The sequence below is a fragment of the Sphingobium sp. genome (assembly GCF_035511395.1).
Lineage (GTDB): Bacteria > Pseudomonadota > Alphaproteobacteria > Sphingomonadales > Sphingomonadaceae > Sphingobium.
The window spans coordinates 1-20,107 of the sequence record NZ_DATKFP010000322.1 but is presented as its reverse complement, the minus strand read 5'-3'; the positions used below and the strand labels follow the sequence as shown (position 1 = coordinate 20,107).

Here is a 20,107-nt window from a genome sequence, read left to right as displayed (position 1 = left end):
CACTCTCCTGTGAGATGAAGATTGTTCGACCGTTCCACGGTCAGTCGCGCTTGGCGCGTACACTTCCACCACCCCAAAGATGGTAGATGCCGACCGCGATCGGGTCGCAGATTGGCAGTGTGGCGGCGGTTCGGATCGCATCGGACATCAGAGCCACGAGGTCGGCTGAGGTGTAGCTCCGTTCTTCGGTCACGGCCGCAACGCTGATGCCCTCGTCGAGAACCCTGATCGCCGCCACGATCGTTGCAGCGCACAGCCGAACATCGAAATCGAGGCTCGATCGGTTGGCGCGTCGGGCCACCACATCCTGCACCCTCACTTCAAGCGCATGATAGGCTTCAAGCCAGACGCAACGGATGGCCGGCTCCTTGCCGCACAGCGCAACCAACCGGACCGCAATGACACCGTCGGCGATCAACGCCGATGCTTCGCCATCCAGTGGCATCGCTACACGAAGATGATCCTCCAGCGCCTGATCGAGCGGCCACTCATCGAGTATCCGAGCGAAGCGCTGGATCGACACTGCGAGTACCGGCTCAATGCAATTCTCCTTGTTGGCGAAGTGACGCCATACGGTTCTTGTCGAAACACCAGCGGCAGCCGCGATAGCGTCACCGCTCGTGTCCGCGATGCCATTTGCGAGAAATAGCCGCGCGGATTCTCGTGAAATCTTCAATCGCACTTCGTCACGGGCAGCCACTGAAAATATCCTAGCATGTCATTTAGTGACATAAATAATGTCGCTTTATGCCATTTCGATCCAGCCCGCACGGGACAGAAAGCGCGGGATGCGCGACAGGACGAGCGATCGAAGCAAAACAGGACGATAATGGCTGCGTTTTGTGCCAATGGTCTGGGACCATGTTGGCGCGCTCTGTATAGTCGAAATCTGTCAGCACAGGTGGTATCACCGATGTGCAGGGTTTCAGCGTCCGGCCGACCATTCTGGCGAATGCGCGCGCCTTTTTCATTTTGGCATTATTTGTATGGAAAACCGGTTCCCACTTTTGTCCTCGATACTCTAAGGCGGCCCCAACCATCAGAGGATTTCGACGATGACGCCGGGCTGTGAAATGATTGCCGACAAGCGCGTGCTGTTCGTGATGGCGGTGGAGGCGGAATATGGGCCGCATCTGCGCGCGCGATTTGCGCCTCTGCTGACCGGCGTGGGGCCGGTGGAGGCCGCGCTGGTCACCGGCATGGCGTTGCAGGCGCTCGAGCGCGAACAGGCGTTGCCCGACCTCGTCGTCTGCCTTGGCTCTGCCGGATCGCGGCTCTGCCCGCTGGGGGAGATTTTCCAGATCGCCAGCGTGTCATGGCGCGACATGGACGCCTCGCGACTGGGCTTTACCAAGGGGGTGACGCCGCTGACCGATCATCCGGTCGACCTGCCGCTGGTGACGCCGCTCGCCCTGCCCACCGCGCGCTTGTCTACCGGCGCCAATGTCGTGGGCGGGGACGAATATGCCGGCATCGACGCCGACATGGTCGACATGGAGACTTTTGCCGTGGCGCGGGCCTGCGATCGATTCGGCGTGCCGCTGATGGGCCTGCGCGGTGTGTCGGATGGGCCGGGCGAACTGGACCATATCAATGGCTGGATGGAATTGCTGGGTCTGCTCGACGAGCGGCTGGCGAAGACCGTGGACCAGTTGCCCGACGCGCTGGCGCGCAAGGCCGCCTGACGGGTCAGCAGCCGCCTTGCGGAGCCGCCTGCCGTGGCCAGGACAGGCGGTAGGTTACCAGAAAGCCGTCATGGTCGGACAGTTCGGGGCCGCTGGGACCACCGTCGAACATCGCTTCCACCCGGATCGGACGAACCGACACGCGGTCGCCGGGCCAGAAAAATTGCAGATCCTGCGTGTCCATCCACGGCTCGTCACCATCCCATGACATGCGCACGTCGCAGCCGGACGCGGGATCCGCACAGACGCGATGCACCAGATTGAGCGATTGGTAACGCGAGAAATTTTCCCAACGCAGGTCGGAATGGCGCATGTTGAAATCGCCGCCGAAAATCAGCGGATAGGCATCGTCATGACTGCGGTCGATGAAGGCCGAGGCTTCGAGCGACTGGCGTTCATGCGCGGCGAGATTGCGCAACCCCGGCGCGCGGGATGCGCCCCGGCTGTTCATATGGGTATCGTAGATATCGATCGGCGTCGGCACGCCCGGAATGGCGATCCGGGCAAGCATGACGCCCTTGTTGGCAAGGCAGTCGATCCCGGCGCAGGACCGGCGGCCATAGGCGTGCATGTCGACCTGGACGACCGGATAGTGCGAAGCGATGGCCAAGCCGCTGCCGGTCAGGTGCAGGCCGACCTCACCGCGCTTGATATGGGAGCGGCCAGGGAGCGTCTCCTTCGTCACGCCCCGCGCGCGGGTGGTGCGACGGGGACCGGTGACGATGGCCGGATAGCCGGTGGCGGCGACCGCCTTCTTCGCTGCGCCGCTGAACATTTCCTGGAAGAGGACGATGTCGGGTGCCCTGCCTTCAGCCCGCAGCGCCGCCAGCCGCTCCCCGATGGCACGCAGGGATGGCGCGCGCCCGGAACGGGCAGGCCAGCCCAGCCCCTCAATATTATAGGTCAGCACCGACAGGGTGGTGAAGCTCTGCCCATCCGGCGTCGGGGTGATCAACGGCGGCGAAGCAGTTTCGCATGCCATAGTCCGCAGCGGCAGGGGAGTGGTACAGCCCGATGCCGTCAGGGCAAGTGCGAGAGCCGCAAAGGGGGCGCGCATGATCCTTCCTTTCGCTCGTCCACTCATGCCCTGCCCCTCGGAAGCGCTAGGGCATTTTCTAAGCAGGTGGAATCACCTGCTGACTCGGAAAACGCGGTAAAACAAAGAACTGGAGCAGCCGAGCCGATGAAATCGGATCGGAATCTGCTCTAGATTCCGCTTTACTCGCCCGCGAACTTGATCAGCGCCTCGGCAGCGATGCCATCGGCCTCCAGCGCGGCCTTGCCGCCCAGATCAGGCAGGTCGACCGCGAACAGCGCCATCAGCACGCTCGCGCCCTGTTCGCGCAGCAACTCGGCGGCAGCGAGCGCGGTGCCGCCCGTCGCGATCAGATCGTCCACCAGTACGACGCGCGCGCCCTGCGGCACCTGCCCTTCATGCAGTTCGAGGCGGTCAGTGCCATATTCCAGCACATAATCGATGCCGACGGTCTTTCCGGGCAACTTGCCCTTCTTGCGCACCGGCACGAAGCCTTTGCCCAGCGCCACCGCCAGCGCCGCGCCGAGGATGAAGCCACGCGCCTCGATCCCGACGATCAGGTCCGGGTCCAGCGGCCGGGCGACGGCGGCCAGCCGCTCTACCAGTTCGGTGAGGCCGGGACCGTCCGCCAACAGGGTCGTGACGTCGCGGAACATGATCCCCGGCTTTGGAAAATCGGGGATGGTGCGGATCAGGGCAGTCAGGCTGTCGATGCTCATGCCATGCTCCATAGAGAAAGGGCGCGGTCCCCTCAAGGAACCGCGCCCTGTCATTTTGTCTTAGCCTGCTTTCCGTGATTTCGAACCGTCAGATGGTTCATCTGACTTGAATCACCGGTGGCTGGGTCAGGCCGTCAGGCGACAGCCTTTTTCTTTTCCGCCCAGATATTCTGATAGGACATGTAGGCCAAAGCCGTGGCGATCAGCAGGAAGACGACCGTCGCAAGACCCGCGCGGTGGCGGTTTTCCAGCTTCGGCTCGGCGGTCCAGGCGAGAAATGCCGATACGTCCTGCGCCATCTGGTCCACCGTCGGCTTGGTGCCGTCGCCATATGTCACCTGCCCATCGGCCGTCAGTGGCGGCGCCATGGCGAGGTTCAGGTTGGCGAAATAGGGGTTATAGTGCAGCCCTTCCGGTGTCTTGGAGTCCGGGAACTTCTTTAGCAGTTCGGCCGGCTGCGACTGGAAGCCCGTCAGCAGCGAATAGACATAGGCGGGGCCATGATGGCGCGCCTTGGTCATCAACGACAGGTCTGGCGGGATCGCATTGTTGTTCGCCGCCGCCGCCGCGACATTGTTCGCGAAGGGTTTGGGGAAATGATCGGCCGGGACGGGATCACGGGTCGATGCCTCGCCCGTGGCGGGATCGACATCGGGAGTCTTGATCGCCCATTGCTTGGCGATCGCCTTCACTTCGGCTTCGTTATAGCCCAGCGCCTCAAGATCGCGGAAGGCGACGAACTTCAGGCTGTGGCAGGCCGAGCAGACCTCCTTGAACACCTGGAAGCCGCGCTGGAGCTGCTGCTGGTCATATTTGCCGAAAGGCCCGTCAAACGAGAAGGAGACGTGCTTGGGGGCCAGGTGGAATTCATGCTCCACCGTCTTGGCCGGCGGCTCCGTCACATAGGCATAGGCGCCCACGAGGAAGGAAACCAGCAGCCAGCCGGCGAAGAAGAGGCCGACGAGAAATGCGCCGATGCGTACCATAGTCTCGTCCCCCTTATTCAGCCGGGACCGCGGCGGGTTCGCCGTCAGCCTTGGCATATTTGGCCAGCACCGCATCCGTGATCGAGTTGGGCAGTGGCAGCGGCTTTTCGAACCGCGAGATCAGCGGCAGGATGATCAGGAAATGCGCGAAATAATAGCCCGCGAAGACCTGGGAGATCATCACATAGGGCTCTTCCGCCGGCGCGCCGCCGCAATAACCCAGAACCAGCACGTCCAGAACGAGGATCCAGAAGAATTTCCTGAAGGTCGGCCGATAGCTGCCCGACCGCACCGGTGACGTGTCGAGCCAGGGCAGGAAGAAGAGCAGCAGGATCGACGCGAACATTGCCAGCACGCCCAGCAGCTTGGCCGGCACGAAGAAGAAGTCGACGGTGAAGGCGCGCAGGATCGCGTAGAAGGGCCAGAAATACCATTCGGGCACGATATGCGCGGGCGTCGAAAGCGGGTTCGCCTCGATATAATTGTCCGGGTGGCCGAGGAAATTCGGCGCGAAGAACAGGGTGATCGCGAACAGGATCAGGAAGACGCCGACGCCGAAACCGTCCTTTGCCGTATAATAGGGATGGAACGGAACGGTGTCCTGCGGCCCCTTCACTTCCACGCCGGTCGGGTTCGACGAGCCCGGAATGTGCAGCGCCCAGATGTGCAGGATGATGACGCCTGCAATCACGAAGGGCAGCAGGAAGTGCAGCGAGAAGAAGCGGTTGAGCGAGGCGTTACCGGGGGCAAAGCCGCCCAGAAGCCAGGTCTGGATCGGCTCGCCCACCACGGGAATCGCGCCGAACAGGCCGGTGATGACCTTCGCACCCCAATAGCTCATCTGCCCCCAGGGTAGCACATAGCCCATGAAAGCGGTCGCCATCATGAGGAGGAAGATGACGAGGCCGAGCAGCCACACCATTTCGCGGGGCGCCTTGTAGGAGCCGAAATAGAGGCCGCGGAAGATGTGGAGATAGACGACGATGAAGAAGAAGCTGGCGCCGTTGGCATGCGCATAGCGCATCAGCCAGCCCGCATTCACGTCACGCATGGTCTGTTCGACCGTGCCGAAGGCGACCAGGTCATTGGCGCCATAATGCATCGCCATGATGACGCCGGTGACGATCTGGATCACCAGCGCGAGGCCGGCCAGGACGCCGAAATTCCAGAAATAGTTGAGGTTGCGCGGCACCGGATAGCCCGCGCCGATCGCGTTGTAGACGAGGCGCGGCAGCGGCAGCTTCTCGTCGACCCACTGCATCACCGGATGCTTGGGGGTATAATGTTCGGCCCATGGAAAGCTCATGTTATTACCCCCCTTAACCCACGAGAATGGCAGTGTCGGAAGTGAAGCTGAACTTCGGCACTTCCAGATTCTTGGGGGCAGGCCCCTTACGGATGCGCGCGGCCGTGTCGTAGGACGAGCCGTGGCAGGGGCAGAAATAACCGCCGAATTCACCGCGATTCTCCCCCTCGCCCGCGCCCAGCGGGACGCAGCCGAGATGGGTGCAGACGCCCATGGTGATGAGCCACTGCTTCTTGCCGTCGACGGTGCGCTCCTCCAGCGTCTGCGGGTCACGCAGCGTGGACGGGTCGACCTTGTCGGCTTCGGCGATTTCCTTGGGGGTCAGTTGCCGCACGAACAGCGGCTGCGAGCGGAAGGTGGTCTTGATCGCCTGGCCCGGCTGGATCGCCGACAGGTCCACTTCCGTCGATGCGAGCGCCAGTACATCCGCGCTGGGGTTCATCTGGTCGATCAGCGGCAGGACGACGGCGACAGCGCCGACTCCTGCGAAGCTCACCGCAGCGATGTTGATAAAATCGCGGCGGCGTACCCCTTCTCCGCCGGATAGTTCTTGGCCGTCAGAATGCTCTACGCTCGCCATGCACCTCTACCCTTGCAAGACTTCCCTGCTCACACCGGGTGCCTTTAACAGCCCTGATTTATCAAGGGATTTGGGTTTACAGCCTGAACTGATCCCGCCTTCCCCCGGCGTGTTCGAAGGGGGTGATAACCGGACTGCGTCGTCTTTGCCAGTCGCAATATTACCTAGCCTATTGCAAATGCTCTGGATGCATTATGGCGACGCCCCATGCGTATCGCCCTTTATCAACCCGAGATTGCGGGAAATGTCGGCGCCATCTTGCGCCTTGCCGCCTGTTTCTCGGTGCCCGTCGACATTATCATGCCGACCGGATTCGCCTTTTCGGACGCGCGCCTGAAACGCGCAGCGATGGATTATGGCGAGGCGGCCGAGGTGGTGCGCCATGTGAATTTCGCCGTCTTCGACGCCGTCCGCCGCGCCGAAGGCCGCCGACTACTGCTGATGAGCGCCCATGCCTCGCAGCGATTGCCGGAGGTGGCGTTTCAGGACAATGACGTCTTGCTGATGGGATCGGAGAGTGCCGGCGTGCCGGACGAGGTGCGCGACCTGGCAGACATCCGTGTCCGCATCCCCATGGCGCCGGGCTTTCGGTCCCTGAACATCGCCGTTTCCACGGGCATCGCCGTCGCCGAAGCCCTCCGCCAGACCGGAAAGTTCCCCGCATGACCAATCCGATTCCCAACGTCCCCTTCGCACTCGATGCCCGGCAGCAGGCTGCGCGCGACTGGTTCGAATCGCTGCGCAACCGCATCTGCGCCGAGTTCGAGGCGATCGAGCGAGAGGCCGGCAGCGATGCGCGATTCGCCTTCACCGCCTGGGACCGCGAGGCCGAAGGCCAGGCACCCAGCGAAGGCGGCGGCGGCGTGCGCGGCGTGATGAAGGGCAAGGTCTTCGAGAAGGTCGGGGTCAATGTGTCGACCGTAGGCGGCGAGTTCGCTCCCGGTTTCGCCCAGACCATTCATGGCGCGGACGAAAACCCGGCCTTCTTTGCCACCGGCATCAGCCTGGTCGCGCACATGGCGAACCCGCATGTACCCGCGGTGCATATGAACACACGCTATCTGGTGACGACGAAAAGCTGGTTCGGCGGCGGTGCGGACCTCAATCCCCCCCTGCCCCTCGCGGAGGACACGGCGCAGTTTCATGACGTGCTGAAAGCCGCCTGCGACGTGCATGATCCGGACCTTTATCCGCGCTTCAAGAAATGGGCGGATGAGTATTTCTTCATCCCCCATCGCAATGTGCATCGCGGGGTCGGCGGCATTTTCTACGATCATCTCGAATGCCCAGACGATGCCGCGTTCGACGCGCATTTCGCCTTCACCCGCGATGTCGGGGACGCCTTCCTCGCCGCTTTCCCGCCGATCGTACGGCGGCGCATGGGCGAGGCGTGGACGGAGGAGGACTATCGCACCATGCTGGAATGGCGTGGACGCTACGCCGAGTTCAATCTGGTGCATGATCGGGGAACGTTGTTCGGCCTCAAGACCGGCGGCAATATCGACGCGATCCTGATGAGCCTGCCGCCCATGGCAAGCTGGAACTGAAACCATGGCGCTGACGCCGGTCGAACCGGGCATGGTCGCGACGATCGTCACCCATCTGGAAATGCGCGAACGGCCCAAGCCCGCGCCGATCCCGCCCGCACCGCTGCGGCTGGTGCCGTGGAAACAGCCGGACCTTAGCGCCTATCGCACGCTGTTCCGTCGTGTGGGCACGCCATGGCTCTGGTTTTCCCGGTTGGTGATGGGTGATTCGGAACTGGCGGCGATTATCCATGACCTGGCGGTAGAGGTCTATGCCGTGACCGATCCGCGGGGCACCGAAGTCGGGCTGCTGGAACTGGACTTCCGCTCGCTGCCCGATTGCGAACTGGGCTTTTTCGGACTGGTGCCGGAACTCAACGGCAAGGGGCTGGGCAGCTGGCTGATGGCACAGGCCAAGTCGCTCGCCTGGCGCAAGGGCGTCGAGCGTTTCTGGGTCCATACCTGCACGCTCGACAGCCCGGCGGCGCTGGGCTTCTACATCAAATCGGGCTTCGTGGCCTATGGGCGTGAGATCGAGACCTTCGCCGATCCGCGGCTGGCGGGCGTGCTGCCGCGCGATGCCGCGCCGCATGTGCCGCTACTGGATCAGACGGCGACCGCCTGACGATAGAGGCGCGCAAGCATTACCAGCATATAGACCTGGATGATGCTCGATACCGCAGCCCCGGCGATGCTGCCGGCCACCCGTGCCCCTTCCGGCCCGGCGATCAGGCCGCCGATCAGGCCAACCACAACCTGGGCCACCGAGGCGACGATGGTGGACAGGATCATCACGATGATGAGGAAGGCGAACAGTCGCAGGAAATGGCCGCGAGTCAGCGCCCAGGCACGGCGCAGCGAGTCCATGACGCCTGCCTGACTGTCTATGACCACCGGATTTAGAAGCACGAGCCTGATGCTGGCATAGAAGACGACACCTACCGCGCCTGCACCGAGCAGCAGACCGACCGCGGCAGCAAGCTGTTTGGAGGCGAGCGAGAAAATCACACCCACCAACATGGCAATGGCAAAGGCGCCGACGATGATGCCAACGACGACCAGCGCGGTGCCGATCAGCACCGGCAGGCGCGCGAAACTGAGGCGCAGCGCTTCGCCCACGCTGATGCCGGGACGCAGCGCCAGCGCGAACAGCGCGAGCGATCCGAACCAGATGAGGATGATCGTGATCAGCATCGCCAGGCCGAAGCCGGGCGGCATGGCGGGAATCGCATCCACCTTGGGCTGAGCGAACCAGGCCTGCAATTCGGGTGGGGTCATTTCCTGAAGGATGAGGCCAGGCAGCGCCACGAACAGCAGCGCCACGGGAAAGAGCAGCGACGCTTCCCGCGCGACGAAGGCGACCGCTTCTTCCCACGCCTTGCCGATCGACATCGTCGTCATATCTATATGCCTGCCTGTGTTCCGGAAATTACGGCGCGAGACTTGATCGCTCGCCCGCTCCAAGTCAAGGAAGCGCCCCATGTCCGATCCCGTTTCCCATCCCGTACCGGAACCCCTCACCTTTCCCGCCAGCGTCGAATGGCGTGTCGAGGATGCGCCGGTCGACTATCCGCCGGCGCTGGCCGAAATGGAAGGACGCGCCGCCGCCATCTACGAGGGACAGGCGCAGGAACGGGTATGGCTGCTGGAGCATCCGCCGCTCTACACCGCCGGAGCCAGCGCGGACCCTGCCGAACTGCTCGATCCGCGCTTTCCGGTGCATGATGCCGGGCGCGGCGGGCGCTACACCTATCATGGGCCGGGGCAGCGGATCGGCTATCTCAACATCGACCTGCGCGAGCGCGGGAAGGATGTGCGCAATTTCGTCCATCATCTGGAAGGCTGGATGATCGCGGCGCTGGGCGACCTCGGCATCGCCGCCCGGCGTGCGGAGGGACGGATCGGCATCTGGACCGACGACCCGCAGGGACGCGAGGCGAAAATCGGCGCGCTGGGTATCCGGGTGCGCCGCTGGGTGACGCTCCATGGCTTTTCGATCAACGTCGATCCCGACCTGTCGCATTTTGGCGGCATCGTGCCGTGCGGCATCAGCGAATATCCCGTCACCAGTATCGCGGCTCTGGGCGGAAATTCTTCGATGGCAGCGCTGGATAGCGCGCTCAGGGCGCATTTTCCTGCCTTTCTCAGCCGTTTGGCGCGCTGCGGCGCGGGGGTTGAGCAATGTGGGGCTGGCGGCTAGGGTCCGCCCTTTCGCCGGGCGGGGGGCTGCCGGGCATTGGATTGGACTTTCAAGGAGACCCGGATGCGCCTGACTGCAAGGACCATCTATATTGCTGCACTGCTGCCTCTTGCCGCCTGCGGGGGCGCTGACAAGAGCAGCAACAGCGTGCAGATGAAGGACATGGAAGTGGTGGACGGCACCGCCACCGACGCCATGACCGACCTGGACGGGGTGCAGAGCGAAGGCACCGCAGTCGCCATGCCGAATGCCAGCGCGTCCTCCAACAGCAGCGAAGCCGCGAAACCGGCCAAGCCTGCCGAAAAGGCGCCGACCGCAGACGACGAAGTGCTTGCCGATCAATAAGAACCTCCGCTAGCAACGGCAAGCCGGTTCAGCGACGATACAGTTGCCGCTGGACATGATATCGGATGCGCCGGTGGGCGCATCCTGCCTGAGGGGTTTGTTGATGAAGGTCCGTTTGCCGTCGCGCCGAGCGCTGATTAGCCTGGCGATCGCCACCATTGCGCCGATCGCGGCCCAGCCTGCTGCCGCCCAATTCTACTGGTCGCCGCCCGACATGAGCGCGCCGCCGCTGACCGACGAGGCCGCTGCCACCGCGCTCGGCCTGCCCGGCGCGACCGCTGCGGAGGTCAAGGCGGGCCTTGCGTGGAACATGCGCGCTGCGCTGAACGTCGCGGCGCTCCAGTGCCAGTTCGAGCCCACGCTGCTGACGGTCGGCAACTATAATGCGATGATCGCCCATCATGACGCCGAACTGGACGCCGCGCAGGCAACCATCCTCGGCTATTTCCAGCGCACTGCCGGCAAGGGCAGACCCGGCCAGTCGGCGGCGGACATGTACAATACCCGCATCTATTCGGGCTATTCGACGGTGCAGGCGCAGAAGGGCTTCTGTCAGGAAGCCGCCGAAGTCGGCCGGCAGGCAATCTTCGCCGATCGCGGCACGCTGAACGAAGTCGGGCGCCGGGGTCTTCCTTCGATCAAGAAGGCGCTGGTGCTGGCGGGCGAGCAATTTTACGGGACGCCGGGCTATGACTATGTCGTCGCCCTGCCCTCCTTCGATCCCAAATGCTGGAAGAAGGACGTGCTCCAGCCGGTCTGCCATCAGGCCTGGAACGACAAGACCGGCGTGAAGCCCTGACGTTGGCGCGCGCTCGGTGGGAACCAACTTCCAGGCGCGCATCACCGGGCGAACGGCAGGTTGAAAGCCGATCCGCCCACTATCTACCCACATTGACCAATTTTCAGGCGAGGCATTCGCCCCGCGCCTAACGCAATCCCAGATATTTGTGCGCCTGCACGGTCAGGCGCCAATTCGGGCGATCCATGACCAGCGCGATTGCGGCGCGGGCATTGTCGACCGCATGGGCGTCGTCGAGCGGCTGGACCAGATGATGATCGAACGCCCAGTTCGACATGGCGTCGACATCGGACAGGCTGTGACCGCCGCCCGGCTGCGGCCAGACGAGCTTCAGTTCATGGCCTGACCGCTGCACGACATCGCTGCCGGCCTTGGGGCTGATGCAGATCCAGTCGATGCCGGGATGGGCTGGCAAAGTGCCGTTGCTCTCGATCGCGATGGTGAAGCCGCGCGCGTGGAGCGCATCGACCAGCGCATCGTCGATCTGGAGCATCGGCTCGCCCCCGGTGAGGACGATATAGCGCCCCTCAGCGCCCTCGCCCCAAAAGCCGAGCGCGGCATCGGCCAGCGTCTCCGCGTCGGCGAACTTGCCGCCGCCGAGCCCGTCGGTGCCCACGAAATCGGTGTCGCAGAACTGGCAGATGGCACTCACCCGGTCCTGTTCGCGCCCGCTCCACAGATTGCAGCCGGCAAAACGCAGGAACACCGCGCGCCGCCCGGCCTGCACCCCTTCCCCCTGGAGAGTCAGGAACATTTCCTTGACCGCATAGCTCATCTTTTATGCCTTGGGCGGTTGCACGGCATAGACGGTGGGATCGGGCAAGCCCGCTTCCTCAAAGCCCTTGGAGCGCAGGCGGCAGCTGTCGCATAGGCCGCAATGCTTGTTGTCCGGGGTCGGATCATAGCAGGACCAGCTGATTCCGGCGTCTAGGCCGAGACGATGGGCTTCGCGCGCGATATCCGCCTTGCTCATATATTGAAGCGGCGTCTGGATGCGGATCGGATGCCCCTCCACGCCCGCCTTGGTGGCGAGCGTCGCCATCTTCTGAAAGGCATCGATGAATTCCGGGCGGCAATCGGGATAGCCGGAATAGTCGAGCGCGTTCACGCCGATGAAGATATCGCTCGCCCCTGCAACCTCGGCCAGGCCCAGCGTCAGCGACAGGAAAATCGTATTGCGCGCGGGAACATAGGTGATCGGAATGTCCTTGCCGACGCCGCCCTTGGGCACGGCGATGTCCGCGGTCAGCGCCGATCCGCCAAAGGCGGTGAGGTCGAGCGGCAGCACGATATGGCGGATCGCACCCAATGATTCAGCGACGCGCCGCGCGGCGTTCAACTCCACGCGATGACGCTGATTATAGTCGATCGACAACGCAAGCACATGATATCCGGCTTCTCGCGCCAGACCGCCCGCGACCATCGAGTCCAGTCCGCCCGAAAGCAGGACGACGGCGAATTTTCCTTGATTGGCAACCATGGCTTCGCGCTACGCCTCGAAACGTGGCAGCGCAAGGATTGCCAGAGCAAGGGTTGGAGCAAAAGCCGGCATCACGGGCAGTCGCCAACGCGCCGACCTTCGGCCGCAAAGGCGAAAGGCGCGCCATCCGCTATGCCCTGCGAGCGGATCTGCACCAGCCGCGACGTTTCAATACGCAGGTCGGTGCGACCGTTGCCCGCCGCAGCGCAATCATAGGTTATGCTGGCGGCATGGGCACTGTCGTTGATCACGAAGCTGCGACAGACCGAACCGGGATGCTGCGGCTGAAGCAGCTGGCGCAGGTCGGAGACGCACATCTTGCGTGTCTCCGCACCCTCGCCCCGGCCGCGCAGTTCCCATTCGCCCGCTTCCAGACCACGCAGTGCCACAAGCTGCGGCATCGTCACTGCGCCGGCCCAACCCGTCATCATCAATGCCGCCGTAGCGCCAAGCGCACGCAGTCCCACCTTGTTCATGATCCCTGTACGATCCCATCAGAAGGGCGCCCGCCGGCCGCGCCGCGAGCGATCCCGCCATCCATCACGCATAAATGCGGCAATTTGATAGCGTGAACCGGCTACCCTGCCCCAATTACAAATGGCGTTAGCGTAACGATTGATCTCGCTCAGGCGAAACTGTCCACCGCCAGGGGGAAGATGCGCGAGCAGAAGGCGCAATCGACGCCGATGATACCCTGATCGTCCGCCATGTCCGCCCGCTCCTCCGGCGGAAAACGGCCGATGACGCTGCGGATATGGGCAAGGTCGCAGCGGCAGCCCTTCGCCAGCGGCGCAGCCTCGGTCACGCGCACTTCATCCTCTTCATGGAAGAGGCGCCAGACAATGTCGGTCAACGGCAGGCCGGCATCCGTCAGTTCTTCATCCTGAAGCGTGACAGCTAGCGCCTGGACATGCTCCCATTCCGGATGGTCATGGCGGACATGCAGACGTTCGCGGCCCACTTCGCCTTCCGGCAGATGCTGGAGCATCAGGCCGGCGGCATAGCAGCCCTCGCCAGCATCATGGCGAGTGGCGATGCGGATGATGCTGGGGATCTGTTCTGACTGGAAAAAGTAAAGCTCTGCCGCATGGGCGAGCGATTCGCCCTCCAGCGGGACGATGCCCTGATAGCGCTCGCCCGTCACCGCCTGGTCGAAGGTGATGGCGAGATAGCCCTTGCCGAACAGGCCGAAAAGCGACGGATTCGGCCCCAGCTCAGCCAGCCGGTCGGCGTCAAACTTGGCATAGCCGCGCAGTTCGCCATTCTTATAGTCCGCGACGAGCAGGCTGATGACGCCATTTTCCGTCTGCGCCTGAAGCGTCAGCTGGCCATCCTCCAGCTTGAGCGTGCTGCCCAGCAGCGCCGCCAGCACCAGCGCGGAGGCCAAGACCCGCTCGATAGGCGGCGGATAGGCATGGGCGGCGAGCACGTCGTCGAGCACCGGGCCAAGCCGCACCAGACGGCCGCGTGCATGGCGGCCGGGAATGGTGAAGCCCATGGCCTGGTCGATAGAGGCGGCAGAAGTCACGGTACAGCTCCGGTCGGCCGGCGCACATTGCGCGCCGGGGAAAATATGCATCCAGCGATGCGGGCGAGCTGCCTAAATAGGAAGCCCGCCGGAAAACTCAACCAAGCCGGCCAAGCGCCCAGAGCAGCACCGATTTCTGGGCATGGATGCGGTTTTCCGCCTCGTCCCAGATCAGCGACTGCGGGCCGTCGATCACTTCGGCCACCACTTCCTCGCCGCGATGGGCGGGCAGGCAGTGGAGGAACTTCGCGTCGGGCTTCGCTCCCGCCATCAGTTCGGGCGTCACCTGATAGGGCATCATCGCGGCCAGCTTTTCCTCGGCATGAGACTGGCCCATGGAGATCCAGGTGTCGGTGACGACCACGTCCACGCCACTCACCGCTTCGGCCGCATCACGGGTCAGGGTGATGGTCGAACCGGCGGCACGGGCCGCGTCGGCGAAGGATGGGTCGGGATCGTAACCGTCGGGAATGCCCATGCGCACGTCGAACTTCAGCAGGCCGGCCGCTTCGACGATCGAATGGAGGACATTATTGCCGTCGCCCAGCCAGGCCCACTGGCTGCCCGGCAGCGCAAGCCCATGTTCGACCACGGTGAGCAGGTCGGCGACGATCTGGCAGGGGTGCGACAGGTCGGTCAGGCCGTTGATCACCGGGACGGTAGCGTAATGCGCCATTTCCTCTATCTTGGCATGATCGTCGGTGCGGATCATGATCGCGTCGGCCATGCGGCTGAGGACGCGGGCAGTGTCGGCCACCGTCTCGCCCCGGCCGAGTTGGCTGGTCGCGCCGTCGAGGATAAGCGACGTGCCGCCAAGCTGGCGGATCGCCATGTCGAAGCTGACGCGGGTGCGGGTGCTGTTCTTTTCGAAGATCATCGCCAGCGTGTGGCCGGCCAGCGGCGCGTCGGCGTCAACCATGCCCTTGGGCTTGCCCTGGCGCCCCGCCTTCCGGTCGATGGCGTCGGCGATCATCGCGGCAATGGCATCTCCGCCCGCGTCGGAGAGATTCAGGAAATGCTTCATGGAACTTGATTCCCTCATCCGTTCGCTTCGAGCGTGTCGAGAAGCGTCTGGCGTCACCGAACTCGGCTCTGCCCCGTTTCTCGACTGCGCTCGAAACGAACGGGATATGGTCTTAAGCGGCCTTGGCGTCCGCGAAGCTCCGCGCGCCGGCGGAAATCTTCTCGATGCATTCGGCGATATGGCTTTCGTCGATGACGAGCGGCGGCAGGATGCGCAGCACATTCTGCCCGGCCGACACGGCCAGCAGGCCATGATGGTCGCGCAGATGGCCGACAAAGGCGCGCGCATCATGGGCGTCCTTCATCTTCACGCCCAGCATCAGGCCCATGCCGCGCACATCTTCAAACATGTCGTCATGATTGGGGATGAGCTGCTCCAGCGCCGAACGCAGACGCGCGCCCATCGCGTTCACATGGTCGAGGAAGCCGTCGGCCAGCACTTCTTCCAGCACGGTGAGGCCCACCGCCATGGCGAGCGGATTGCCGCCATAAGTGGAACCATGGGTGCCGAACACCATGCCCTTGGCCGCTTCCTCCGTAGCGAGGCAGGCGCCAAGCGGGAAGCCGGCGCCGATACCCTTGGCCACCGCCATGATGTCGGGTGTCACGCCATATTGTTCATGCGCGAAGAAGGTGCCGGTGCGTGCATAGCCGCACTGGACCTCATCCAGGATCAGCAGCAGGCCATGCTCGTCGCACGCCTTGCGCAGGCCGGCCAGAAACTCCTGCGTCGCCGGGGTCACGCCGCCTTCGCCCTGCACCGGTTCCAGCAGGAAGCCGGCGGTGTTGTCGTCGATCGCCGCCAGCGCAGCATCGAGATCATTGAAGGGAACGACCTGAAAACCGGGCAGCAACGGCTCGAACCCGTCGCGCATCTTGGGCTGGCTGGTCGCCGAAATGGTACCCAGCGTGCGTCCGTGGAAGGCGTTGTCGAAGCTGATGATCTTGTGCCGGTGCGCTTCGCCGTTGGCATAATGATAGCGGCGCGCGGTCTTGATCGCGCACTCGACCGCTTCTGCGCCCGAATTGGTGAAGAAGACGGTGTCGGCGAATGTATTGTCGACCAGCTTCTGCGCGAACTGTTCACCCATCGGCGACCCGTAGAGGTTCGAGATGTGCATCAGCGTCGCGGCCTGATCGGCGATGGTCTTCACCAGCTTCGGGTGGCCATGGCCCAGCAGGTTGACGGCGATGCCGCTGGCGAAGTCGAGATAACGCTCCCCACGCTCCCCGATCAGATAGCAGCCCTCGCCTCGCACCGGACGCACATCGCACCGGGGGTAAACGGGCATGAGCGGCGTAATCGACATGGGCCTTCCCTTTCTGGAACGTGTATTCGTCAGATGCGCGTCATTTGCGCGTAAACGCAAAAAGGCGCCCCCCGCCGGGCCGCCCTTTGCGAGCACCGCCTATACAGGCGGGCTTTTGGTCGCGCAACCCCGCCCTCGGGCAGGGGCGTCGCCCTGTTTACCGCCCGATCTGGTTCCAAGCTTCAGCGATTTCCGCCACGATGGCGCGGGCCTGATCGACCGGTTCGGCCGAACGTTCCTTGGCGCCCACCAGCAGCAGGCGACGTGCTTCGCGATAGATCTGCGCCAGGCCGACCGCGACATCACCGCCTTTGTCATAGTCCAGGCTCGATTCGAGCGCGAACAGGATCGACATGGCGCGCGCCTGCTTATCGGATACCTTCATCCGGTCGCCATTGCGTTCGGCCAGCGCGGCGGCGTCCATCGCCAGCAGCAACTCGTCGAACAGGATCTTGACCAATCCGTGCGGGGTGGCGCCCTCTGTCCGACTGCCCGAATGGACAGCCGCATAACGCCGCGCCGCCGTGGTGCCCGCATAACCCTGATTGTAGAACATCGTCCCGTCGTCCCCGAATGAGAATGTTTTCCCTTTGAGTAAAAACATTCTGGTCTTTTGATGCCGCATTTTTGCTGCGCTGAACTTCGTTTCCGAGTTGTTGACCGTAAATGGTAAACTTGAAAACGCTTTAACTGTCGCTGTTATTCCAGGCCTCGATCTGCTGTTCGAGGTAGCTTTGCGTCGCCTTGAGCGCGCTGAGGCGCGTTTCCATCGCCGCGTAGACCTTCGTCAGATGCTCCTCATAATTGGCCATCTGATCGTCGAGCTTTTCGAGTTGCTCGGTAAAATCCTCCGCCAGGGCATCAAAGCGCTTCTGGGCGGTCTTGAGCGGACCATCGTCCTTCTCGATGTTGTCGCGTACCGAGTCCATCAGCGCCGACAGGCCCGGATTGGCGGCAGTCGACGTCTTGGGATTGACCATGTTGGCCACGCCTTCCGGGTCATTTTCCATGGCCGTCGCAAGCCGCGCCGTATCGAGCGACAGCGTGCCGTCACGGTTGGTGGTGACGCCGATGTCGGCAAGCGTCCGGTAAGTACCGGTCGCGCTGAGCTGGGTCGAGGTGATCGCCGCCAGCTGCCGCTTCATGTCGCGCACGCCCGCCACGCCGTTCAGCACGCCCGAAGTCGAAGAGTCCGTGCCCGTGGCGGTCGCTGTGTTCAGCGCCTTCATCAGCGTGTTGTAGGCATCGACAAATTCCTTCAGCAGGTCCGAAAGCCCTGATGTCGGCTGCGACATGGCCAAGGTCACGGTCGTGCCGGGCGATGCCTTGGCAAGGTCGATCCGCATATAGGGGATCGCTTCGTCGATGGTGTTGCTGGCGAATTCATATTCGACGCCATCCAGCGTGATCTTCGCATTCTGCGGCGCCGACGTGCTGCTCATCGTACCGCTGTTAGTGCCGCTCCAGCCCAGGCCGGCAAGCACGCTACTGCTGTCGTCAGCCGCGACACTGATGCTGAAATCATTGTCCGCACCTGTTTCGCCCTTGAACACCAGGCGCGTGCCGCTGGCATCGGTAACGACGCGGGCGGTGACGCCCATGTCCGCCGCATTGATGGCGGAGGCAAGACCGGCGTAACTGTTGTTGCCGGAGCCGATCGTGATCGTCGTGCTTTCGCCAGAGGCGGTCGTGATGGTGAAGCTGCCGGTGCCGATTGCGGTGCTGCTGGTCGCGCCACTTGTGGCGCTGGACGAGATCACGCGGGCGGTGGCGAGCTGTTCTACGGTCAGCTGTGCGGGCAGACCCGACGGCGTGCCGCCACTCAGCAGGCTGACATTGGCGATGCTGGTGTCGTTGGAAGAAACGGTGCCGGTATATTCGGCGCCGGACAGAACTTCCGAAAGGGCATCGGCGAAGGTGTCGAGCGAACTCATGGCCGAAGCCAGCGCGGAAATACGCGACGAGTTGAGCGTCTGGCGACTGGCGATCGCCGTTTCCTTAGGTTCGCGGGTCGCGCTGACCAGGTTCGACACCAGTGCGGCGGTATCAATACCCGAACCAGCGTTGAGCGCTGTTACGATGCTGCTGCCTACCGAAGTCATTGGCCCGTCCTTTCAAATGCTAGAACGGCGGTAGCGCCAAGACCTTTAGGAAAGATTTTCCGCCCTGGAATGCCTCGCCAAAATCAGCCTTTAGCTGAAGTGATCTGTTCGACCGTGCCGCGCGTCACATGAGCCTGCGCGACATGCGCGTAGGAGGCACGCTCGACGATCCGCTTCGCCAGCACGGCGGCATGTTCCACCGCTTCCTTGCTGGCGGGCGGCAGGGGCACGAGCACCATGGGCTTGGGAATCATCGTCTGGATCGATCCGGCAGCGGCATCGACGCTGGTCGTCCCGGCGCTCAGGTCTGCCAGAATCTCGGCGATGCGGGCATGAACCTCGACATATTCAGCCACGCTGGCCAGTTCCTGGCTGGCGTTCGACGCTATGGGCTGGACGATGGATGCCTTGCGGTCCTGGGCCAGAGAGTCATTGGCGCTGCCGGCCGCCACAGGCTGGACGACAGACGCGGGTGATGGCGCGCGGACGACCGTCCGGTCGATCGCCGACAACTCGGTTCGAGATACATAGTCGTCCATGACGCACCACTTTCACGCGTCCCCATGAACAGATTACGGACAGGTGCGGTTAAACTTTAATGTACCGCACGATTTTTTTTCGTTTCATTACAGAAGATTTTGGAAAGAGGGATTTTTTTCTTCTTCGCCAACAGATATCGGGGCGGATGTTCAGAGCTTCTTTCCATCGGCATCGAAGCGCAGATCGTGGGGCACGGTGATGAAGGGCCGGTCCATTTCGCCCGCCATGCGGTTCTCGACGCGGAAGACGAAAGCCAGCACTGTCGCGACCGCCATGTAAAGGCCTTCGTTGACGATCTGCCCCGCGCGCGAAGTAAAATAGATGGCGCGCGCCAGTTCCGGATATTGAAGGACGGTGACGCCGTTGGTGTCGGCCAGGTCACGGATCGCCGCGGCAATCGCGTCGCACCCCTTGGCCACCACGACGGGAGCGGCGTCCTGCCCCGGTTTGTAGCGTAGCGCGACGGCGAAATGGGTCGGGTTGGTGATGATGACGCTGGCTTCGGCCACCGCCTTGCGCGTCGACCCGCTCAGCACCTCGAACTGACGGCGGCGGATATGACCCTTCAGTTCGGGCGAGCCTTCGCTTTCCTTATGCTCGTCCTTCACTTCCTGCTTGGTCATGCCAAGGCGCTTGGCGCGTTGCATGATCTGCGGGAGGATTTTAAACAAAGTCTGCGTACTACCGGAAACGTGAAGCTCTCATACGCCACTACGTTTGCCCGAGACCATAAAATAAATGCATTTGTGGCCTATGAGCAGATGAGCTACAACGACAACCTGTTCTGGGCGCAGCGCCTCGGCTACGATTCGCCGCTCATCGACCAGCTTTTTGCCGGAAGTACCAACTGGGCGAACTGGAACAATGACGGAACAGCTACCGAATCGGGGCGTCAGAACTTTTTCGGACGCGTGAGCTACGACTTCAAGGAAAAATACCTTT

Annotated in this window: 24 protein-coding genes and 1 pseudogene; 8 read left to right on the top strand and 17 right to left on the bottom strand. The window is 63.0% G+C overall.

The window, feature by feature from the left end:
- Nucleotides 1–40 precede the first annotated feature (40 nt).
- Nucleotides 41–700, bottom strand: a complete 660-nt coding sequence (locus tag VMR39_RS22520; protein ID WP_325419301.1) for a TetR/AcrR family transcriptional regulator — start codon at nucleotides 698–700, stop codon at nucleotides 41–43.
- Between the two features lie 355 nt (nucleotides 701–1,055).
- On the opposite strand from VMR39_RS22520, the gene VMR39_RS22515 reads away from it, so the two are divergent.
- Nucleotides 1,056–1,685, top strand: coding sequence for a 5'-methylthioadenosine/S-adenosylhomocysteine nucleosidase (locus tag VMR39_RS22515; protein WP_325419299.1), 630 nt, complete (start codon nucleotides 1,056–1,058; stop codon nucleotides 1,683–1,685).
- A 4-nt stretch (nucleotides 1,686–1,689) separates the two neighbouring features.
- On the opposite strand, the gene VMR39_RS22510 is transcribed toward VMR39_RS22515, so the two are convergent.
- From VMR39_RS22510 to petA, 5 genes are all read right to left on the bottom strand, one after another.
- Entirely contained in the window at nucleotides 1,690–2,742 is a 1,053-nt protein-coding gene (locus tag VMR39_RS22510; RefSeq protein WP_325419297.1) for an endonuclease/exonuclease/phosphatase family protein, read from the bottom strand.
- A gap of 161 nt (nucleotides 2,743–2,903) precedes the next feature.
- Entirely contained in the window at nucleotides 2,904–3,440 is a 537-nt protein-coding gene (locus tag VMR39_RS22505; protein WP_325419295.1) for an adenine phosphoribosyltransferase, read from the bottom strand.
- Between the two features lie 134 nt (nucleotides 3,441–3,574).
- On the bottom strand, nucleotides 3,575–4,426 hold the full coding sequence (locus tag VMR39_RS22500) for a cytochrome c1 (RefSeq protein ID WP_325419293.1): 852 nt from the start codon (nucleotides 4,424–4,426) through the stop codon (nucleotides 3,575–3,577).
- A 13-nt stretch (nucleotides 4,427–4,439) separates the two neighbouring features.
- The gene (locus tag VMR39_RS22495; RefSeq protein ID WP_325419291.1) at nucleotides 4,440–5,732 is read right to left on the bottom strand and encodes a cytochrome b/b6; all 1,293 of its coding nucleotides are present in this window, start codon (nucleotides 5,730–5,732) and stop codon (nucleotides 4,440–4,442) included.
- 13 nt (nucleotides 5,733–5,745) lie between these two features.
- On the bottom strand, nucleotides 5,746–6,312 hold the full coding sequence (petA, locus tag VMR39_RS22490) for a ubiquinol-cytochrome c reductase iron-sulfur subunit (protein WP_325419289.1): 567 nt from the start codon (nucleotides 6,310–6,312) through the stop codon (nucleotides 5,746–5,748).
- Nucleotides 6,313–6,519: 207 nt separating this feature from the next.
- Here petA and VMR39_RS22485 point away from each other — a divergent pair, with 207 nt between their 5' ends.
- Genes VMR39_RS22485 through VMR39_RS22475 form a run of 3 tightly spaced genes read left to right on the top strand, consistent with a single transcriptional unit; the run spans nucleotide 6,520 to nucleotide 8,463 of the window.
- Nucleotides 6,520–6,978 (top strand): tRNA (cytidine(34)-2'-O)-methyltransferase, encoded by a 459-nt coding sequence (locus VMR39_RS22485; protein WP_325419287.1) that lies wholly within the window; start codon nucleotides 6,520–6,522, stop codon nucleotides 6,976–6,978.
- Nucleotides 6,975–7,859 (top strand): oxygen-dependent coproporphyrinogen oxidase, encoded by an 885-nt coding sequence (hemF, locus tag VMR39_RS22480; RefSeq protein WP_325419285.1) that lies wholly within the window; start codon nucleotides 6,975–6,977, stop codon nucleotides 7,857–7,859. The genes VMR39_RS22485 and hemF overlap by 4 nt, the downstream gene beginning before the upstream one ends.
- A 4-nt stretch (nucleotides 7,860–7,863) precedes the next feature.
- Nucleotides 7,864–8,463, top strand: coding sequence for a GNAT family N-acetyltransferase (locus VMR39_RS22475; protein WP_325419283.1), 600 nt, complete (start codon nucleotides 7,864–7,866; stop codon nucleotides 8,461–8,463).
- Here VMR39_RS22475 and VMR39_RS22470 read toward each other — a convergent pair.
- Entirely contained in the window at nucleotides 8,445–9,239 is a 795-nt protein-coding gene (locus VMR39_RS22470; protein ID WP_325419281.1) for a hypothetical protein, read from the bottom strand. The two genes, VMR39_RS22475 and VMR39_RS22470, sit on opposite strands and share 19 nt — an antisense overlap.
- A 79-nt stretch (nucleotides 9,240–9,318) precedes the next feature.
- Between VMR39_RS22470 and lipB the strand changes: the two genes are divergently transcribed.
- The 3 genes from lipB to VMR39_RS22455 all read left to right on the top strand — a co-directional run bounded on the left by lipB (nucleotide 9,319) and on the right by VMR39_RS22455 (nucleotide 11,182).
- On the top strand, nucleotides 9,319–10,038 hold the full coding sequence (gene lipB / locus VMR39_RS22465) for a lipoyl(octanoyl) transferase LipB (protein WP_325419279.1): 720 nt from the start codon (nucleotides 9,319–9,321) through the stop codon (nucleotides 10,036–10,038).
- Nucleotides 10,039–10,101: 63 nt separating this feature from the next.
- Nucleotides 10,102–10,383, top strand: coding sequence for a hypothetical protein (locus tag VMR39_RS22460; RefSeq protein WP_325419277.1), 282 nt, complete (start codon nucleotides 10,102–10,104; stop codon nucleotides 10,381–10,383).
- A gap of 103 nt (nucleotides 10,384–10,486) precedes the next feature.
- Nucleotides 10,487–11,182 carry a hypothetical protein gene (locus VMR39_RS22455; RefSeq protein ID WP_325419275.1) on the top strand — a complete coding sequence of 232 codons (696 nt, stop codon included), beginning with the start codon at nucleotides 10,487–10,489 and terminating at the stop codon, nucleotides 11,180–11,182.
- A 127-nt stretch (nucleotides 11,183–11,309) separates the two neighbouring features.
- Here VMR39_RS22455 and queE read toward each other — a convergent pair whose 3' ends face one another.
- The 10 genes and pseudogenes from queE to VMR39_RS22405 form a co-directional block, all read right to left on the bottom strand.
- Nucleotides 11,310–11,957, bottom strand: coding sequence for a 7-carboxy-7-deazaguanine synthase (gene queE / locus VMR39_RS22450; RefSeq protein WP_325419273.1), 648 nt, complete (start codon nucleotides 11,955–11,957; stop codon nucleotides 11,310–11,312).
- Between the two features lie 3 nt (nucleotides 11,958–11,960).
- Nucleotides 11,961–12,662 carry a 7-cyano-7-deazaguanine synthase QueC gene (queC, locus tag VMR39_RS22445; protein ID WP_325419271.1) on the bottom strand — a complete coding sequence of 234 codons (702 nt, stop codon included), beginning with the start codon at nucleotides 12,660–12,662 and terminating at the stop codon, nucleotides 11,961–11,963.
- Nucleotides 12,663–12,733: 71 nt separating this feature from the next.
- Entirely contained in the window at nucleotides 12,734–13,138 is a 405-nt protein-coding gene (locus VMR39_RS22440; protein WP_325419269.1) for a hypothetical protein, read from the bottom strand.
- A 149-nt stretch (nucleotides 13,139–13,287) separates the two neighbouring features.
- Entirely contained in the window at nucleotides 13,288–14,160 is an 873-nt protein-coding gene (locus VMR39_RS22435) for an Hsp33 family molecular chaperone HslO (protein WP_325419344.1), read from the bottom strand.
- Nucleotides 14,161–14,287: 127 nt separating this feature from the next.
- Nucleotides 14,288–15,214, bottom strand: a complete 927-nt coding sequence (gene argF, locus VMR39_RS22430) for an ornithine carbamoyltransferase (protein ID WP_325419267.1) — start codon at nucleotides 15,212–15,214, stop codon at nucleotides 14,288–14,290.
- Between the two features lie 112 nt (nucleotides 15,215–15,326).
- Nucleotides 15,327–16,523: an aspartate aminotransferase family protein gene (locus VMR39_RS22425; protein ID WP_325419265.1), complete on the bottom strand. Its 1,197-nt coding sequence runs from the start codon at nucleotides 16,521–16,523 to the stop codon at nucleotides 15,327–15,329.
- A gap of 157 nt (nucleotides 16,524–16,680) precedes the next feature.
- Nucleotides 16,681–17,079 carry a flagellar protein FliS gene (gene fliS, locus VMR39_RS22420; protein ID WP_325419263.1) on the bottom strand — a complete coding sequence of 133 codons (399 nt, stop codon included), beginning with the start codon at nucleotides 17,077–17,079 and terminating at the stop codon, nucleotides 16,681–16,683.
- A 130-nt stretch (nucleotides 17,080–17,209) separates the two neighbouring features.
- Nucleotides 17,210–18,625, bottom strand: a complete 1,416-nt coding sequence (gene fliD, locus VMR39_RS22415) for a flagellar filament capping protein FliD (protein WP_325419261.1) — start codon at nucleotides 18,623–18,625, stop codon at nucleotides 17,210–17,212.
- Nucleotides 18,626–18,708: 83 nt separating this feature from the next.
- The gene (locus VMR39_RS22410; RefSeq protein ID WP_325419259.1) at nucleotides 18,709–19,164 is read right to left on the bottom strand and encodes a hypothetical protein; all 456 of its coding nucleotides are present in this window, start codon (nucleotides 19,162–19,164) and stop codon (nucleotides 18,709–18,711) included.
- A 150-nt stretch (nucleotides 19,165–19,314) separates the two neighbouring features.
- A pseudogene (locus VMR39_RS22405) lies at nucleotides 19,315–19,818 on the bottom strand (EscU/YscU/HrcU family type III secretion system export apparatus switch protein); the annotation flags it as partial.
- A 108-nt stretch (nucleotides 19,819–19,926) separates the two neighbouring features.
- Here VMR39_RS22405 and VMR39_RS22400 point away from each other — a divergent pair.
- Nucleotides 19,927–20,107: hypothetical protein (locus tag VMR39_RS22400; protein WP_325419257.1), on the top strand; the 181-nt coding region annotated here is incomplete at its 3' end.

Bases quoted from the DNA above. Each gene is read 5' to 3' on its own strand.
- fliS (WP_325419263.1), bottom strand. From the start codon at position 17,079: ATGTTCTACAATCAGGGTTATGCGGGCACCACGGCGGCGCGGCGTTAT.
- VMR39_RS22410 (WP_325419259.1), bottom strand. From the start codon at position 19,164: ATGGACGACTATGTATCTCGAACCGAGTTGTCGGCGATCGACCGGACG.
- VMR39_RS22440 (WP_325419269.1), bottom strand. From the start codon at position 13,138: ATGAACAAGGTGGGACTGCGTGCGCTTGGCGCTACGGCGGCATTGATG.
- VMR39_RS22475 (WP_325419283.1), top strand. From the start codon at position 7,864: ATGGCGCTGACGCCGGTCGAACCGGGCATGGTCGCGACGATCGTCACC.
- VMR39_RS22435 (WP_325419344.1), bottom strand. From the start codon at position 14,160: ATGGGCTTCACCATTCCCGGCCGCCATGCACGCGGCCGTCTGGTGCGG.
- VMR39_RS22495 (WP_325419291.1), bottom strand. From the start codon at position 5,732: ATGAGCTTTCCATGGGCCGAACATTATACCCCCAAGCATCCGGTGATG.
- queC (WP_325419271.1), bottom strand. From the start codon at position 12,662: ATGGTTGCCAATCAAGGAAAATTCGCCGTCGTCCTGCTTTCGGGCGGA.
- argF (WP_325419267.1), bottom strand. From the start codon at position 15,214: ATGAAGCATTTCCTGAATCTCTCCGACGCGGGCGGAGATGCCATTGCC.
- hemF (WP_325419285.1), top strand. From the start codon at position 6,975: ATGACCAATCCGATTCCCAACGTCCCCTTCGCACTCGATGCCCGGCAG.
- VMR39_RS22500 (WP_325419293.1), bottom strand. From the start codon at position 4,426: ATGGTACGCATCGGCGCATTTCTCGTCGGCCTCTTCTTCGCCGGCTGG.
- petA (WP_325419289.1), bottom strand. From the start codon at position 6,312: ATGGCGAGCGTAGAGCATTCTGACGGCCAAGAACTATCCGGCGGAGAA.
- VMR39_RS22485 (WP_325419287.1), top strand. From the start codon at position 6,520: ATGCGTATCGCCCTTTATCAACCCGAGATTGCGGGAAATGTCGGCGCC.
- queE (WP_325419273.1), bottom strand. From the start codon at position 11,957: ATGAGCTATGCGGTCAAGGAAATGTTCCTGACTCTCCAGGGGGAAGGG.
- fliD (WP_325419261.1), bottom strand. From the start codon at position 18,625: ATGACTTCGGTAGGCAGCAGCATCGTAACAGCGCTCAACGCTGGTTCG.
- VMR39_RS22515 (WP_325419299.1), top strand. From the start codon at position 1,056: ATGACGCCGGGCTGTGAAATGATTGCCGACAAGCGCGTGCTGTTCGTG.
- VMR39_RS22425 (WP_325419265.1), bottom strand. From the start codon at position 16,523: ATGTCGATTACGCCGCTCATGCCCGTTTACCCCCGGTGCGATGTGCGT.
- VMR39_RS22455 (WP_325419275.1), top strand. From the start codon at position 10,487: ATGAAGGTCCGTTTGCCGTCGCGCCGAGCGCTGATTAGCCTGGCGATC.
- lipB (WP_325419279.1), top strand. From the start codon at position 9,319: ATGTCCGATCCCGTTTCCCATCCCGTACCGGAACCCCTCACCTTTCCC.
- VMR39_RS22510 (WP_325419297.1), bottom strand. From the start codon at position 2,742: ATGCGCGCCCCCTTTGCGGCTCTCGCACTTGCCCTGACGGCATCGGGC.
- VMR39_RS22505 (WP_325419295.1), bottom strand. From the start codon at position 3,440: ATGAGCATCGACAGCCTGACTGCCCTGATCCGCACCATCCCCGATTTT.
- VMR39_RS22470 (WP_325419281.1), bottom strand. From the start codon at position 9,239: ATGACGACGATGTCGATCGGCAAGGCGTGGGAAGAAGCGGTCGCCTTC.
- VMR39_RS22460 (WP_325419277.1), top strand. From the start codon at position 10,102: ATGCGCCTGACTGCAAGGACCATCTATATTGCTGCACTGCTGCCTCTT.